General features: G+C 70.8%; 11 protein-coding genes, 1 tRNA gene and 1 pseudogene. 8 read left to right on the top strand and 5 right to left on the bottom strand.

Annotated elements, in window-relative coordinates; genetic code table 11:
* Nucleotides 1-14 precede the first annotated feature (14 nt).
* Both ACIQMJ_RS01940 and ACIQMJ_RS01935 read left to right on the top strand, forming a co-directional pair.
* Nucleotides 15-686 carry a hypothetical protein gene (locus tag ACIQMJ_RS01940; RefSeq protein WP_499759137.1) on the top strand — a complete coding sequence of 224 codons (672 nt, stop codon included), beginning with the start codon at nucleotides 15-17 and terminating at the stop codon, nucleotides 684-686.
* 264 nt (nucleotides 687-950) lie between these two features.
* Nucleotides 951-1,094 carry a hypothetical protein gene (locus ACIQMJ_RS01935; RefSeq protein WP_499759136.1) on the top strand — a complete coding sequence of 48 codons (144 nt, stop codon included), beginning with the start codon at nucleotides 951-953 and terminating at the stop codon, nucleotides 1,092-1,094.
* A gap of 191 nt (nucleotides 1,095-1,285) precedes the next feature.
* On the opposite strand, the gene ACIQMJ_RS01930 is transcribed toward ACIQMJ_RS01935, so the two are convergent.
* Nucleotides 1,286-1,358: transfer RNA gene (locus ACIQMJ_RS01930), tRNA-Arg, on the bottom strand.
* 198 nt (nucleotides 1,359-1,556) lie between these two features.
* On the opposite strand from ACIQMJ_RS01930, the gene ACIQMJ_RS01925 reads away from it, so the two are divergent.
* Both ACIQMJ_RS01925 and ACIQMJ_RS01920 read left to right on the top strand, forming a co-directional pair.
* A complete protein-coding gene (locus ACIQMJ_RS01925; RefSeq protein ID WP_499759135.1) occupies nucleotides 1,557-2,411 on the top strand; it encodes a hypothetical protein in 855 nt (284 codons plus the stop codon).
* Between the two features lie 17 nt (nucleotides 2,412-2,428).
* On the top strand, nucleotides 2,429-3,178 hold the full coding sequence (locus ACIQMJ_RS01920; RefSeq protein ID WP_499759134.1) for an FkbM family methyltransferase: 750 nt from the start codon (nucleotides 2,429-2,431) through the stop codon (nucleotides 3,176-3,178).
* A 102-nt stretch (nucleotides 3,179-3,280) separates the two neighbouring features.
* Here the strand turns inward: ACIQMJ_RS01920 and ACIQMJ_RS01915 are convergent, their stop codons facing one another.
* Entirely contained in the window at nucleotides 3,281-6,496 is a 3,216-nt protein-coding gene (locus tag ACIQMJ_RS01915) for a penicillin acylase family protein (RefSeq protein WP_499759133.1), read from the bottom strand.
* A gap of 170 nt (nucleotides 6,497-6,666) precedes the next feature.
* Here ACIQMJ_RS01915 and ACIQMJ_RS01910 point away from each other — a divergent pair, with 170 nt between their 5' ends.
* Nucleotides 6,667-7,302: a peptidoglycan recognition protein family protein gene (locus ACIQMJ_RS01910; protein ID WP_499759132.1), complete on the top strand. Its 636-nt coding sequence runs from the start codon at nucleotides 6,667-6,669 to the stop codon at nucleotides 7,300-7,302.
* Nucleotides 7,303-7,448: 146 nt separating this feature from the next.
* A complete protein-coding gene (locus ACIQMJ_RS01905) occupies nucleotides 7,449-8,096 on the top strand; it encodes a response regulator (RefSeq protein ID WP_053719266.1) in 648 nt (215 codons plus the stop codon).
* A gap of 179 nt (nucleotides 8,097-8,275) precedes the next feature.
* On the opposite strand, the gene ACIQMJ_RS01900 is transcribed toward ACIQMJ_RS01905, so the two are convergent.
* Both ACIQMJ_RS01900 and bluB read right to left on the bottom strand, forming a co-directional pair.
* Nucleotides 8,276-9,778 (bottom strand): GGDEF domain-containing protein, encoded by a 1,503-nt coding sequence (locus ACIQMJ_RS01900; RefSeq protein ID WP_499759131.1) that lies wholly within the window; start codon nucleotides 9,776-9,778, stop codon nucleotides 8,276-8,278.
* 74 nt (nucleotides 9,779-9,852) lie between these two features.
* Nucleotides 9,853-10,485 carry a 5,6-dimethylbenzimidazole synthase gene (bluB, locus tag ACIQMJ_RS01895; RefSeq protein WP_499759130.1) on the bottom strand — a complete coding sequence of 211 codons (633 nt, stop codon included), beginning with the start codon at nucleotides 10,483-10,485 and terminating at the stop codon, nucleotides 9,853-9,855.
* An 84-nt stretch (nucleotides 10,486-10,569) separates the two neighbouring features.
* On the opposite strand from bluB, the gene ACIQMJ_RS01890 reads away from it, so the two are divergent.
* Both ACIQMJ_RS01890 and ACIQMJ_RS01885 read left to right on the top strand, forming a co-directional pair.
* Nucleotides 10,570-10,881 carry a hypothetical protein gene (locus ACIQMJ_RS01890; RefSeq protein ID WP_499759129.1) on the top strand — a complete coding sequence of 104 codons (312 nt, stop codon included), beginning with the start codon at nucleotides 10,570-10,572 and terminating at the stop codon, nucleotides 10,879-10,881.
* Nucleotides 10,878-11,618: pseudogene (locus ACIQMJ_RS01885) on the top strand (MerR family transcriptional regulator); the annotation flags it as partial. The gene ACIQMJ_RS01890 and the pseudogene ACIQMJ_RS01885, both read left to right, overlap by 4 nt.
* A gap of 367 nt (nucleotides 11,619-11,985) precedes the next feature.
* Here the strand turns inward: ACIQMJ_RS01885 and ACIQMJ_RS01880 are convergent.
* Nucleotides 11,986-12,639 carry a histidine phosphatase family protein gene (locus ACIQMJ_RS01880; protein WP_499759128.1) on the bottom strand — a complete coding sequence of 218 codons (654 nt, stop codon included), beginning with the start codon at nucleotides 12,637-12,639 and terminating at the stop codon, nucleotides 11,986-11,988.
* Nucleotides 12,640-12,687 lie beyond the last annotated feature (48 nt).

The raw sequence follows: 12,687 nt of genomic DNA, 5'->3' as shown, positions 1-12,687 counted from the left end.
GGGCTGGTGGCGGGTTGGACCGCGTGGTGCGGAACGGGTTGCCGTTGGCCGAGCTCTCCGATGCCGGGTACACGCCGTTCATGTTCGAGGCGGTGATGCGGCAGCTCGTCGGCTTCCCGCATGAGGAGTGGTCGGTGCGGGCGTTGGAGAAGGCGACGAAGTTGCCGTACTCCGCGGTTCGTCACATCTGCCGTGACCTGGTCGGCCTCGGACACCCGACGGTGGATGAGGGGACGTTGCAGGGTGCGGTGTCCGTGCATCGTCATCGTCTGTCGCCGGGAGGGCTCGCCTACTGGGGTGGGCCGGAGGTGGCGCACGACTGGCTGCATGACGCGGACATGTGGCGTGATCCGCGGGTGGCTCCGGTGATGGGGTCGCGCCTGACGGTCGAGGACCGGACGCGGGGCGAGATGGTGGGTTACTCGATCCTGGTGCTGTACCGGGTCGCTGACGCGCTGGTGCTGGTGCCGTCGCGGGAGTGGCGCATTGAGGACTTGGTGACGGCGGCCGGTGCGGCTGAGGAGATGGTGCGTCTCGCCTGCCTGGACCTGGTCGCGGCCGGACACGCCTCCGCACATGAGTGGCGAGAGGACGGCGGGGAGGAACGCGAGGAGACGCGGTTCAAGGTCACCTTGGCAGGGATGGTGACGTGGCTGCATTGGATGCCTGATCCGCTCAACTACTAGCCGGTGGTGTGGGCGGGTATCGGATGCGGCAGTGTCCGCCCACATCGGTAGTGACATCTGAAGACGATCACTGACCTGTTGGTCGTGGTCGTCGGTGAACAGAGCTCAAGTTTTGGCGGCTCTGGAGCAGTTCACCGAAGATACGGGAGGTCGCCCGTCAAGTCGGCGTGGGAGGAAGCCCGCCGGTACGCCCTGGCGCCCGCTCAGGCGGCCTCTCCGCTGGCTAGGCGGCCGTACGACCTTCGGCACGCCGCAGTCTCGCTCATGCTGAACGGGGGCGTCCCGGCCACGGAGGTGGCGGAACGTGCTGGTCACTCGGTCGAAGTGCTGCTCCGGGTGTATGCGAAGTGCATCGACGGGCAGCGTGAGTCGATCAACAAGAAGATCGAAGAGCTGTTCGGCCGGTGATCGACAGTCGAGGGGAAAGGCCCTCGGATCGACCCGCCGGGGGCCTTCGCCGTGTCTGGAGATCAGTCCGTGGTGAGTCCGTGAACCCCGGCAGATGGGGGCAGGTTCCGGCAGACGGCGACTGACGGTAAAGATCAGGCCCCGGCCGCGTTTCCGCTGGCCAGGGCCTGATTCACCCGGCGAAAGGTGAGTGCCCCCGGCAGGATTCGAACCTGCGACACACGGTTTAGGAAACCGATGCTCTATCCCCTGAGCTACGAGGGCGCGGGGGTGAGCCTACCGGGTGGTGGGTCGGGCTTCCGGTGGTGGGGTTGTCACTCGGTGGGCCTAGGCGTGTGCACCTTGGGTTAGGGGGTGGGGTGTCGGGCGTCGGCTGTCCGGGCGAAGTGGGCGACCTCATCTGTTCCGCATCGGTCCAGTCAGGTACAGAAGGGGCATATCCCCTCCGACGAAAGCCATCCCATGAGCAGCCGACCCTGGCCTGACTTCCGTCCCGGCCCGCTGGGCTCCCTCGGCGCCTGGTGGCGGCGGCTCCGTGCCCGCCCCGACGCCGAGCAGTACACCTTCGTCCCGGCCTCGACCTCGCACGAGCTGCCGTTCGAGTCGCCGCTCCCGAGCGCGGTCTACGGGCTCGACTTCCACGCCAAGATGACGATCCACTGGCGCGTGGACCTGACCACGGGGGTGCGGCACAACGCCCCGCGCAGCGCCGCGGTCAACGACATCATCCACCGGGCCAAAGCCCTCACCGAACGGGCGATGCTCGTCCACCACGCCCCGCTCCAGCACCAGCTCGGCGCGGAGCTCGCGGCGGAGCGGCAGGTCGAGGGCACGCACGTGTGGGCGCGGGCGGACGCCGTGGAGTTGCGGGTGGACGAGCAGGACCTGGCGATGGCGCGCAAGCACATCGAGCTGCTCCAGACCACGACGATGCGGCAGGCCGAACGGGACGCCGAGCGCGCCGAGATCAAGTACCTGCGGGACGAGGTGCTGACCGACCTGTCCAGCGCCACGATCTGGTGGCTCATCCGCAACGGCTACGAGGTGGAGCAGGCGGTGAAGTTGAGCAGGCACCTGGCCGAGCTCGTCGGCATCGCCTCGCAGCGCCGCGACCAGCACTGGGCGGACACGCTCGTCACCTCCTTCGAGAGCGCCCTGCCCCGCCTGGACGACGGCCACCGCGCCGACGTCCGCCTCCACCTGGCCAAAGCCCTCGGCATCTACGGAGGCTCGACGGTCGCCGCGGAGTTCGCCGAGCAGGTCGGGCTGCCGCCGCAGCTGCCGCACCACCAGAACGGGGCCAAGCCGCTGCCGTGATTGCCTAACCTGGTCAGGTGACCCACAACCTGACCGAGGCGCGTGGCGCGGCCGTGGCCGGCGCGCTGCGCGTCCTCGCCCGGCTCACGCCGTTCGTCGAACCCGAGTTGATCGGCCTGCGCGAGGTGGTGCGGCCCGGTGACGTGTGCGTCGACATCGGCGCCGCGCTCGGCCTCTACACCGTGTCCCTGTCCCGCCTCGTCGGTCCACAAGGGACAGTGCACAGCATCGAGCCGCTGGTGTTCGCGCACCCCGCGCTGTCCTTCCTGCTGCGCCCGCGCGAAGGCCGCAACGTGGTGCGGCACTCCGTCGCGCTGGGAGTCAGCGAAGGCCGCGAAGTCATGAGCGTCCCCGTCCGCCACGGCACACCGGTCACCGGTCGTTCGTTCCTCACCTCCGGCGCGGACGGCCTCGGTTCCAACGCCGAGTTCGCCGACCACATGGAGGTCCTGGTCCGCACGGACACGTTGGACCGGTTCTGCGCGGCCAACGCGATCGACCGGCTGGACTTCGTCAAGGCCGACGTGGAGGGCGCGGAACTGCGCGTGCTGCAAGGCGGGCAGGAGACCATCGAGAGGTTTCGACCGAAACTTCTCCTGGAGATCGAGGAGCGGCACGTGCTGCGCTTCGGCTACCGGGCGCGTGACGTGCAGGACTGGCTGGCGGAGCGCGGTTACCGCATGCACGCCTGGCACCGCGGCACGTGGCGGCAGGTCGAGCGGATCGACGACCGCGTGCGCAACTACCTGTTCGTGGCCGCCCGCTAGGCGCATCGCTCGCCGCAGCAGCGCGGTAAGACCTGGTCAGGCCCGGAAATAGCGGAAGACCCCGGTCCCTGGGGGTGGACCGGGGTCTTCCTGTGGGCCGGTCTACAAGACGTAGACCTCAAGCTCGTAAACCGAGTATCCGTATCCGGTGGCCCGTTGGGTACCCGTCATTCGTACGAATCGTGCCGCATCGGGAGGGAACGACGCAAGGTCCTTCCCGCCATCACCTTCGGACGTGGTGTGCACGGTTCGCCAAGTGCGTCCGTCCGTGGACAGTTCTATGCGATACGCCTTGGCATAGGCCGCTTCCCACGACAGCACGACCCGGCCGACGGTGCGCGGCGCGCCCAGGTCGACCTGCACCCACTGCTGGTCCGACCAGTCGCTGGCCCAGCGGGTGTCCGGCTTGCCGTCCACCACGTTCGACGGCGGCGAGTCGTACCAGCCGCGCTCGTGGCTGCTGGCGGTGGCGGTGGCGCCGGTGGCGAGGTTGGCCAGGCTCGTCCCGCGGCGGGACGGGAACTGGACGACCTGCTGGTAGGTGGGCCGGTTCTGCCAGTTCACCTTGTCGTGCGTGATGCCGCCCATGGCGCGGTGGATGATGGTGTCCGCGCACCACTGGTCGCCGGCGGCGCAGGACGCGTCGCCCGGGTAGACGGTGGTGGCGGGCGTGGCCGCGGCGGCGTTGAGGCTGTCGAGGAGCGTCTGCCGGCAGGCGGCGAGGTTCCCGTTGCCGCAGTAGCGGCCGGCGAGCGCCCCGTCCACGCGGTCGCCGAGGACGGCCCTCAGGTCCTTGTCGACGTAGCTCCACCAGCCGTTCTGGAACGACGAGCCCTTGTGCGGCGCGGAGCCGTGCGTGTCCGACGGCGGTTCGTCGACCTGGACGGCACGGGTGAGCTGACCGTAGAGGTCGTCCCCGAGGCCGGGCTTGAACTGCGCCTCGACCAGGCGCGGCCACCAGGCGTCGAGCAGGCGGATGGCGTCGGCGTGGGCGTAGGTCTTGCTGCCGCGCGTGGTTTCCTTGCGCAGGGAACCGGAACGCTGCCAGTCGCGCAGCTTGGTGACGGCCGCGGCGAGTGCCGGGTCGGTGATCGGGGCGGTGTCGAGGACCCGCAGCAGGTCGGGGAGGACCTGCTCGGCGCGCAGGTCGGCCACGCCGGCCTCGGCCATGGCCTTGGTCAGCGAGGAGCGGGTGACCTTGCCGTTCCCGATCAGCTGCCGCACGCGGTCGTCCAGCAGGTCGCCGCGGTGCACCGAGCCCATGCCGTAGCCGGACGCGGAGTAGTCCAGCGCCTGCTTGTTGTTCCAGCTGATGTAGTAGTCCTGGTTGATCGAGTTCGGGTGCTGCGCGAACGGCGTGTACGTCGCCGTGTTGCGGTCGGCGTTCCAGCCCTCCCACTCGTAGGCGGGCTCGGCCTTCACCGGCAGGTGCGGGTCGACGGTCGCCTTGCGCACGGGGTTCGCGCCCGAGTTGAAGTAGGCGGTGTCCCGGGAGTCCACGTAGAACCAGTTGAACGCGTACCCGATGTGCTCGGCGGCGCGCTGGAAGTCCGAAGCCGACTTGATCGCGTCGGGGTCGTTGAACTCCTGGAAGCCGATGATCGAGTCGACCTCGTGCAGGTAGGTGGAGCGCAGCGACGTGTAGGCGACGAACTTCCCGTCCACCTTGGCGCGGCTCTGCACCAAGCCGTACTTGGTGCGGTGCATGACCAGGGTGTACGAGCCGGCGGGCGTCGGGTCGGCGACCGTCGGCTTCCACGCGTTCCTGCGCTCCAGGCGTTCCATCGGCAGGCACTGCCCGTGGTAGCGGTAGTGCAGCGAGTTCGCGGTGGGCGCGGAGCCGGACGGCTCGCACAGCTCGACGGCGTAGGTGTCGGTGATGTCCTGACCGGCCGAGGTCGCGCTCCACGAGTAGTCGACGCCGCGGCCCAGCTGCACGTACATCGACACGCCGGCGAACGACACGCCGCGCGCCCGCAGGCCGGGGCCGTGCAGTTCCTGGAGCATCAGCAGCTGCGGGGCGAAGTACCCGGTCTGCGGGCCCCAGACGGCGACCGGGTTGCCGGTGTCGGTGTGGGCCCCGGAGACGACCAGGGCGTTGGACATGCCGTGCTTCTTGGTGAGCAGGTCGCGGGGGAGGACGCCGTCGGCGAAGAGCCCTTCGAGGGGGCGGAGGTCCGACGGGGTGTCCATTGTGGATTGTGCTGAGGTCGTCTGGTCGAACACCATCGGTTCGGGGGTGACGGCGCCGTTGTCGGGGAGCGCCACGCCCTGGGGGGACGACGGCGTGGTGCCGTAGGGGAAGCGCTGGCCGTTGTGGAGGGTCAGCACGGCTTCCGGGTCGTTCTGCTCGCGGAACGACCGCCAGACCTGCTCGCCCGCGGTCGCGCCGTACTTGTTCTGGGCGGCGAGCTTGACGAGCGCGTTCTGCACCTCGCCGCCACCGCCCGCGCCGAACAGACCGCCCACGACGGCGGCGATCGCGACCAGGTCGGTCGGCTGGAACGGCTTGATGTCGTTCCAGTTGGTGATCGCGTCGGCGTGCCCGGTCAGCACGTACTCGCCCGGGAACGTGCGGTTGTTCACGGAGGTGGTGATGTAGGCGTTGATGCCCGCGATGTAGTCCTTGACGTCCTGCAACGCCTGCGCGCCGCGCGGCCCCTGCGTGGCCACCTGGTCGATCTGCGCCTGGAGGTCGGCCTCGGTGTAGGGGATCTGGTTGTAGAAGCTCTGCTCCAGCGCCCGGTTGCCCTCGGCGCCGCCGGCGAACCCGGACAGCCGGCCGCGGCCGAGGTGTCGGAACAGGTCCATCAGCCACAGCCGGTCCTGGGCGGCGGCGTAGCCCGCGCCGAACTCGGTGCCGGAGCGGGTCGTGCCGTAGATGTGCGGCATGCCGAGGGCCTTGTCGCGCACGATCGTGACGTCGGCGCGCGGCTTGATCGTGCTCTCGACCTGGTCGGACGGGACGCCGAACGAGGCGTCGTTGAAGAACCGGCCGAGCTGGTCGTTGGTCAGGCCGCCGTAGCCGGAGACGAGTGAGTCGTAGCGGCCCAGCTGGTCGGCCGAGTGGGCCGGGCGGGTGCCGAGGGCGCGGTGGGCCAGGATCTCGGTGAGGGTGGCGTTGCCGTTCTGGCCGGGCGGGAGCACGTCGTGGCACTGGCCGAGGCAGTGGTCGTCCGGGGCGAACGCCGTGGTCCGGACCGGTGGGGCGGCGGTGGGGGATGCGGCGGTTTCGGAGGAGGCGGGGTTGGTGGGGAGGGTGACGGCCGCGGCGGTGAGGAGTGCGACCACGGCTAGCGATCGGGCGGCTCTCCGCATGACGCGAAGCTCCTTCCAGGCAGGGATCGTGTGACGCACGTTACTGGCAGGTCACAGATTCGCGAAAGACCTTCGCGTTCGGGAGCGGCGGTGAGGTGGCGGGCGCGGTTCAGCCGTCCGGGTGTGAATGCTTGACGTAAGCCGGTGATGTTGAGAAAAACATTTACATGATGCGACGTCGATCGCTGCTCACCGGGATCGCCGGTGCGGGGGTGCTGGTCGGGTTGGGCGCTTCCCCCGCTCTCGGTTCGCCCGTCCTGCCCATCCGCAGCTGCGCCGACTGGGGCGCGAGGCCGCCGGCGCAGCCGACGAGCGTTGTGAACGAACGGCCGGTGCGGATCCTGATCCACCACACGGCGTCGGCGAACGTCACCGACTACTCGCAAGCGGCGGCGTACGCGAACGCGCGGTGGATCCAGGACCTGCACATGGACACCAACGGCTGGATCGACTCCGGCCAGCACTTCACCAACAGCCGCGGTGGGTTCCTGATGGAGGGCAGGCACGGCAGCCTGGCCGCGCTGCGGGCGGGCGACCGGGTGGTCGTCGGCGCGCACTGCCCCGGCCAGAACACGGCCGCCATCGGAATCGAGAACGAAGGTCTCTACATGGACGTGGAGCCGCCGAAGTTGCAATGGGACTCGCTGGTGTCGTTCTGCGTCTACACGTGCGAGCAGTACGGCATCCCGCCGACGGCGATCCAGGGCCACCGGGACTACCGCGACACCCTCTGCCCAGGTGATCGGCTCTACGCCCTGCTGCCGAGGTTGCGTCAGGAAGTCGCGCGGGTGTTGGGCGTGGGCTGAGCGCACCCCGGTGATGTCCTGGCAACTGTGAACAGGCTGAACCCGCGTCCTGTCGTGGTGAGATAACGGTGAATTAACGTCAGCTTGCGTGTTCGTGCGCGAGGCTGAGCGGGTACGAACACGAAACGCCAACGCGGGGAGGCGTCGTGATCAAGGTGATGCTGGCCGATGACGAAGACCTCGTCCGGTCCGGCCTTCGCATGATCCTCAGCAGCGCAGGCGACATGGAAGTCGTGGCCGAATGCGACGACGGGCACCTGGTGGCCGACCTGGCCCGCCGGCACCGCCCGCACGTCGTGCTGCTGGACATCCGGATGCGGTCGTCCGACGGGTTGATGGCGCTGCGCAGGCTGCGCGCCATTCCCGACCCGCCGAAGATCGCCATGCTGACCACGTTCGACGTGGACGAGTACGTCTCGGAGGCGCTGCGGCTGGGCGCTTCGGGTTTCCTGCTCAAGGACACCGAACCGGAGCAGCTCGTCCGGGCCGTGCGCGACCTGGCGGTGGGTGGCGCGGTGCTCGACCCCGGTGTGGCGGCGCGGGTGTTGGCGGCGGTCGCGGACGGCGAGCGGGCGGCCGAGCCGGCTCGGCGGTTGCTGGCGTCGCTGTCCGAACGGGAGCGTGAGGTGCTGGTCCTGATCGGACAGGGAATGTCGAACGCCGAGATCGGTGGGACGTTGCACCTGTCGGAGGCGACGGTGAAGGGGTACGTGTCGTCGGTCCTGGGCAAGATCGGGGCGGTGAACCGCGTGCAGGCGGCGTTGGTCGCGTTCCGGGGTGGGTTGATCGCGTAGTCGTCGGGTCGGGTCGGGTCGATTGGGCTCGGTTGGGCTCGGTCGGGTTGAGTGCGGCTGGTGGCTGAGTCCGGCTCGATGCGACATGGGTTCGGGTGCTTCAGGCAGGCCAAAGCCATGTCACATCGAGCCTCGGTGCGTGGCTGCGGGTCCGTTCTGGCTGGAGACAGGTTTGTTCGTCAGTTGCCGGAGACGGTTTCCGGGATGACGAGGTGGGGTTCGACTTCGACGCGGTTGCGGCCGTGGCGTTTGGCGCGGTAGAGGGCCATGTCGGCGGCGGCGAAGAGTTGGTCCAGTGTGGCCGGTCCGGCGGCGACGCCGATGCTCACGGTGGGGCGGCGGGTGGTGCCCAGGACGACGGTCCAGTCGTGGCCGTCGACGGCGGCGCGGATGCGTTCGGCGACGGTCGGGCCCACTTCCGGGGTGGTGCCGCCCTGGTCGCCCAGGAGGACGACGAACTCGTCGCCGGCCCAGCGGGCGACGAGGTCGGCGGCGCGGCACTCGCGGCGCAGGAGTTGGGCGATCTCGCGCAGGGTGGCGTCACCGGCGGCGTGGCCGGCGTCGTCGTTGACGCCTTTGAAGCGGTCGACGTCGACCAGGACCAGCCAGGGGACGCGGCCGTGGGCGGCGGTGTTCTCCAGCAGGCCGGCGGCGGCGCGTTCCAGGCCCAGGCGGTTCGCCAGGCCGGTCAGCGGGTCGCGGGCGGCGGCTTCCTGGGCGGCGACGGCCAGGCGTTGGGCCTGGACGGCGACCCGGCGTTGTTCGAGGGCTTGGCCCAGTCCTTCCTGGAGGGTCTCGGTGGCGGTGCGGCCGGCGGCGACGGAGCAGCGCAGGGCGGTGGCCTCGCCCACGTGGTCGCCCATCTCGGCGCAGATGTCGGCCAGGTCGAGGGAGAAGCGCAGCAGCAGGGACGGGTCGTTGATGGACTCCGAGGCGGCGACGGCGCGGCTGGCCAGGGTGCGGGCGCGGACCAGATCGCCCTGTTCGCGGCGGACGACGGCGAGGACCCAGCCGGCGACGGCGGAGGCCCACTTGTCGCCGGCCTCCTGGGCTTGGCGCAGGGCCTCTTGGGCGTTCTCCTCGGCTTGGTCCAGCTCGCCGACGCCGGCCAGTGAACGGCTGTAGGCGGCGAGCAGAGCGCGGCGCATCTGGGCGTCGCGGGCCAGCCCGAGACCTTCCCTGAGGTGGCCGCGGGCCTCTTCGAAGATCGCGGGGGCGCGTTCGGGGTCGGAGGAGATCGCGCGGAAGTTCAGCGTGCCGCCCAGACCTTGCAGGCAGTGGCCCAGGATCTCGACGGCGGTGGGGTCGGTCTCGGCGGCTCGGCGGGCCACCTGGACGGACAGGCGGAGCATGTCCACGGCGGCGCGGCGGTTGCCGATGCCTTCCAGGAGGTAGGCGAGGGCGTGCATGGCCTGGGCGGCGGCGGGGTTGTCGGCGTGCTCGCCGTCCAGGTCGGTCCAGCCCTCGGCGGCCAGTTCCAGGGCGAGCGGGATGCGGCCCAGCCGCCAGGCCAGCTTGGCGCGGTTGACCAGCACGGCGGAGCGCTGCCAGCGGTCGGCGCCCGGTGGGACGCGGCTCACGACCTGGTCGAACAGGGTGTTGGCCTCCGGCAGGCGGCCAGCGTTCAGCAACGCCTTGACCTCGAGGTCGGGTTGCGGGACCTGTCCGGCTACCTGCTCCACTCGTGCTGACACTCCATTCCGACTCGGCGAGGCGGGTACGCGGGACCGCCCGCCGCCGGCACGGCTACCACAGGCTACCGGCCCGAACGCCGGGTGTACCGCTCCTCGTGCAGGACTTCCTCCAGGGGCAGCCGGTTGCGCCAGCCGTGCCGTTCCAGGTCGGGGGTGTCGGGCAGGCAGTCGACCGGGCCGACGCACAGCCAGGCCACCGGGCGCAGGGGCTGGGGGATGTCCAGCAGCCGGCGCAGCTCGTCCTCGCGGTAGAAGCTGACCCAGCCGACGCCCAGGCCCTCGGCGGTGGCGGCCAGCCACAGGTTCTGGATGGCCAGGCACACCGAGTACAGGCCGGCGTCGGCGATCGCGTGCCGGCCGAGGACGGCGGGCGAGCCGCGGTCGGGGTCGTAGGTGACGACCACGCCCAGGGTGGACTCCAGGATGCCCTCGACCTTGATCCGGGCGAACAGCTCGGCCTGGCGGGGGTCCAGTTCGGAGGCGAACACGCTGCGCTCGGCGTGGACGTGGTCGCGGAACGCGCGGCGGGTGTGCTCGTCGCGCACGAGGATGAAGTCCCACGGCTGGGACAGGCCCACGCTGGGCGCGGCGTGCGCGGCGGTGAGCACCCGGCGCAGCACGTCAGGCGGGATCGGGGCGCCGGTGAACTCGCCCCTGGTGTCCCTCCGGCGGTGCAGGACGTCGTAGAAGCTCATTCGGACGATCGTGCCTCACGCGATCCGGTGAACCTCCCCCGGAGAGGGTGGTGTGCGTCTCAACCGGGCGTTGAATGGCCGGTCATGGTCGGAACGGTGCACGGGTCCGCGCTGGGTTTCGCGGGCGGCGTGGTGGTGACCGCGCTCGCGGGGAGTTGGCCGGTGTTCGCCCTGCTCCTGCTCGTGGTGGTGGTGGCGGTGGTGTCGTGGTGGACGACGGTGCCCGGCGCGGCGCTGACGGCGGTGCAGTGCTGGGGCCTGTACGGCAGCTTCGTGATCGGTGACGAGGGCTACCTGGTGGCGGACTGGCCCGCGCTGGCCGTGCTGTCGGTCGCGGCGGCCGTCTCGCTCAGCGGGTTGGTGCGGGAGCGGTCGGTTGACCTTCACCCCGGGTGAAGCCGCACGGTGGTCCCGGTCGGGCCGGGCGGCCCGGCCCGAGGGAGGGGTGGGGAGTGGAACTGGTGACCATCGGCGCGTTCGCACGGGCGGTCCGGCTGTCGCCGAAGGCTCTGCGGCTCTACGACGAGCTGGGGCTGGTGACGCCCGCCCGGGTGGACCCGCTGTCGGGGTACCGGCTGTACTCGCCGGACCAGGTCGAACGGGCCCGCCTGGTGGCGTGGCTGCGCCGGCTCGGGATGCCGCTGGCCCGCATCCGAGGGGTGTGCGAGCTGGCGCCCGAGGCCGCCGCGGCCGAGGTGCGCGCCTACTGGGCGCAGGTCGAGGCCGACACCGCGGCACGCCGGAGCCTCGCCTCCTCCCTCGTGGAGCAGCTCACCGGGAAGGACACCACCATGACGCTCGCACTGCGCTACGCGCTGAGGACCGACCAGGGGCTCGTCCGCGACTCGAACCAGGACGTCGGGTACGCGGGCGAGCGGCTGCTGGCCGTGGCCGACGGGTTCGGCGCGCGGGGGGAACCGCTCAGCTCGGTGGCCATCGACACGCTCGCCGGGCTGGACACCGCCATCCCGGCCGGTGAGCTGCTCAACGCGCTGGCGGACGCCGTGCGGCAGGCCGGGACGGCGGTGGAGGAGTACCTGTCGGCCAACCCGGCCGACGGGGCCGGCGGCACGACGGTGACCGCGGTCGTGCTGTCCGGGTCGCGGCTGGGCCTGGTGCACGTCGGCGACGCGCGGGCCTACCTGCTGCGCGGCGGCCGGCTGCTCCGCATCACGCACGACCACACGGCCGTGCAGTCGCTGATCGCGGAGGGCCGGCTGACCGAGGAGGAGGCGGCCAGCCACCCGCAGCGGTCGCTGCTCGTGCGGGCCCTGCACGGCAAGGCGGTGGAGCCGGACATGGCGCTGCACGACGCCCTGCCCGCGACCGGTACCTGCTGTGCTCGGACGGCCTGCACACCGTGGTGCCGGAGGAGTCGTTGCGGGAGGTGCTCGTGTCCGAGCACGAGCCGGAGGAGGCCACCCGGCGGCTGGTCGAGCTGGCCAACGCGGGCGGCGGTCCGGACAACGTGGTCTGCGTGGTGGCGGACGTCGTGCCGACCTAGGCGAGCGGTCCCTGGGTCTCGCCGTCCGGGGAGGCCCGCCACTGGTCGAACGGCCGGTCCAGGCGCCAGGTCCCGTTCTCGTTGGTCAGGACCCGGTGCTCGCACGTCTCCAGGTTCGACAGGGACTCGAACAGCTCGATGCTCCACCCGAACAGGCGACGGCACAGGAGCCGGATCGTGAGGCCGTGCGAGACGACCAGCGCGGTCGCCGGGTGGGCCGGGTCCTGCATCCGGGTCTCCAGGTCGGTCAGGAACGCGGCCAGCCGGTCGTCCACGTCCGCCCCGGACTCGCCGTTGGGCAGCCGGAAGAAGAAGTGCCCGAACGCGTGCCGCTGGTGCTTGAGCACCTCCTGCTGCACGGGGTCCTGGAGGTTGCCCCAGTCCTGTTCGCGCAGCCTCGGCTCGGCGACCGTGCGCTCCGCCTGGTCGCCGAGGTCGAGGTTGCGCAGGGTGGCCCGGGTCCGCACGTACGGGCTGACGTAGACCGCCGCCGGGTCGCCGTCGAGGAGCTCCTTGATCCGCGGCCCGGCGGCGCGGGCCTGGTGCTCGCCCAGTTCGGTCAAGGGGAGGGCGTGGTCGGGGATCCGGCAGTACGCCAGCTCGTCGACGTTGCCCAGGCTCTGTCCGTGGCGCAGCAGGATGATCCGCACCCGTCCATCGTGCCGGTGTTACATTCCCAGGCGAAACCGGACGGAAGG

The sequence above is a fragment of the Actinosynnema sp. NPDC091369 genome (assembly GCF_044757065.1).
Classification (GTDB): domain Bacteria; phylum Actinomycetota; class Actinomycetes; order Mycobacteriales; family Pseudonocardiaceae; genus Actinosynnema.
The sequence above is the reverse complement of the archived record's forward strand: the minus strand, read 5'-3'. Positions and strand labels throughout refer to the sequence as shown.

What these genes read in the sequence shown, in the direction of transcription:
- ACIQMJ_RS01910 (WP_499759132.1), top strand. Translation starts at nt 6,667, where the DNA reads ATGCGACGTCGATCGCTGCTCACCGGGATCGCCGGTGCGGGGGTGCTG.
- ACIQMJ_RS01935 (WP_499759136.1), top strand. Translation starts at nt 951, where the DNA reads ATGCTGAACGGGGGCGTCCCGGCCACGGAGGTGGCGGAACGTGCTGGT.
- ACIQMJ_RS01890 (WP_499759129.1), top strand. Translation starts at nt 10,570, where the DNA reads ATGGTCGGAACGGTGCACGGGTCCGCGCTGGGTTTCGCGGGCGGCGTG.
- ACIQMJ_RS01925 (WP_499759135.1), top strand. Translation starts at nt 1,557, where the DNA reads ATGAGCAGCCGACCCTGGCCTGACTTCCGTCCCGGCCCGCTGGGCTCC.
- bluB (WP_499759130.1), bottom strand. Translation starts at nt 10,485, where the DNA reads ATGAGCTTCTACGACGTCCTGCACCGCCGGAGGGACACCAGGGGCGAG.
- ACIQMJ_RS01915 (WP_499759133.1), bottom strand. Translation starts at nt 6,496, where the DNA reads ATGCGGAGAGCCGCCCGATCGCTAGCCGTGGTCGCACTCCTCACCGCC.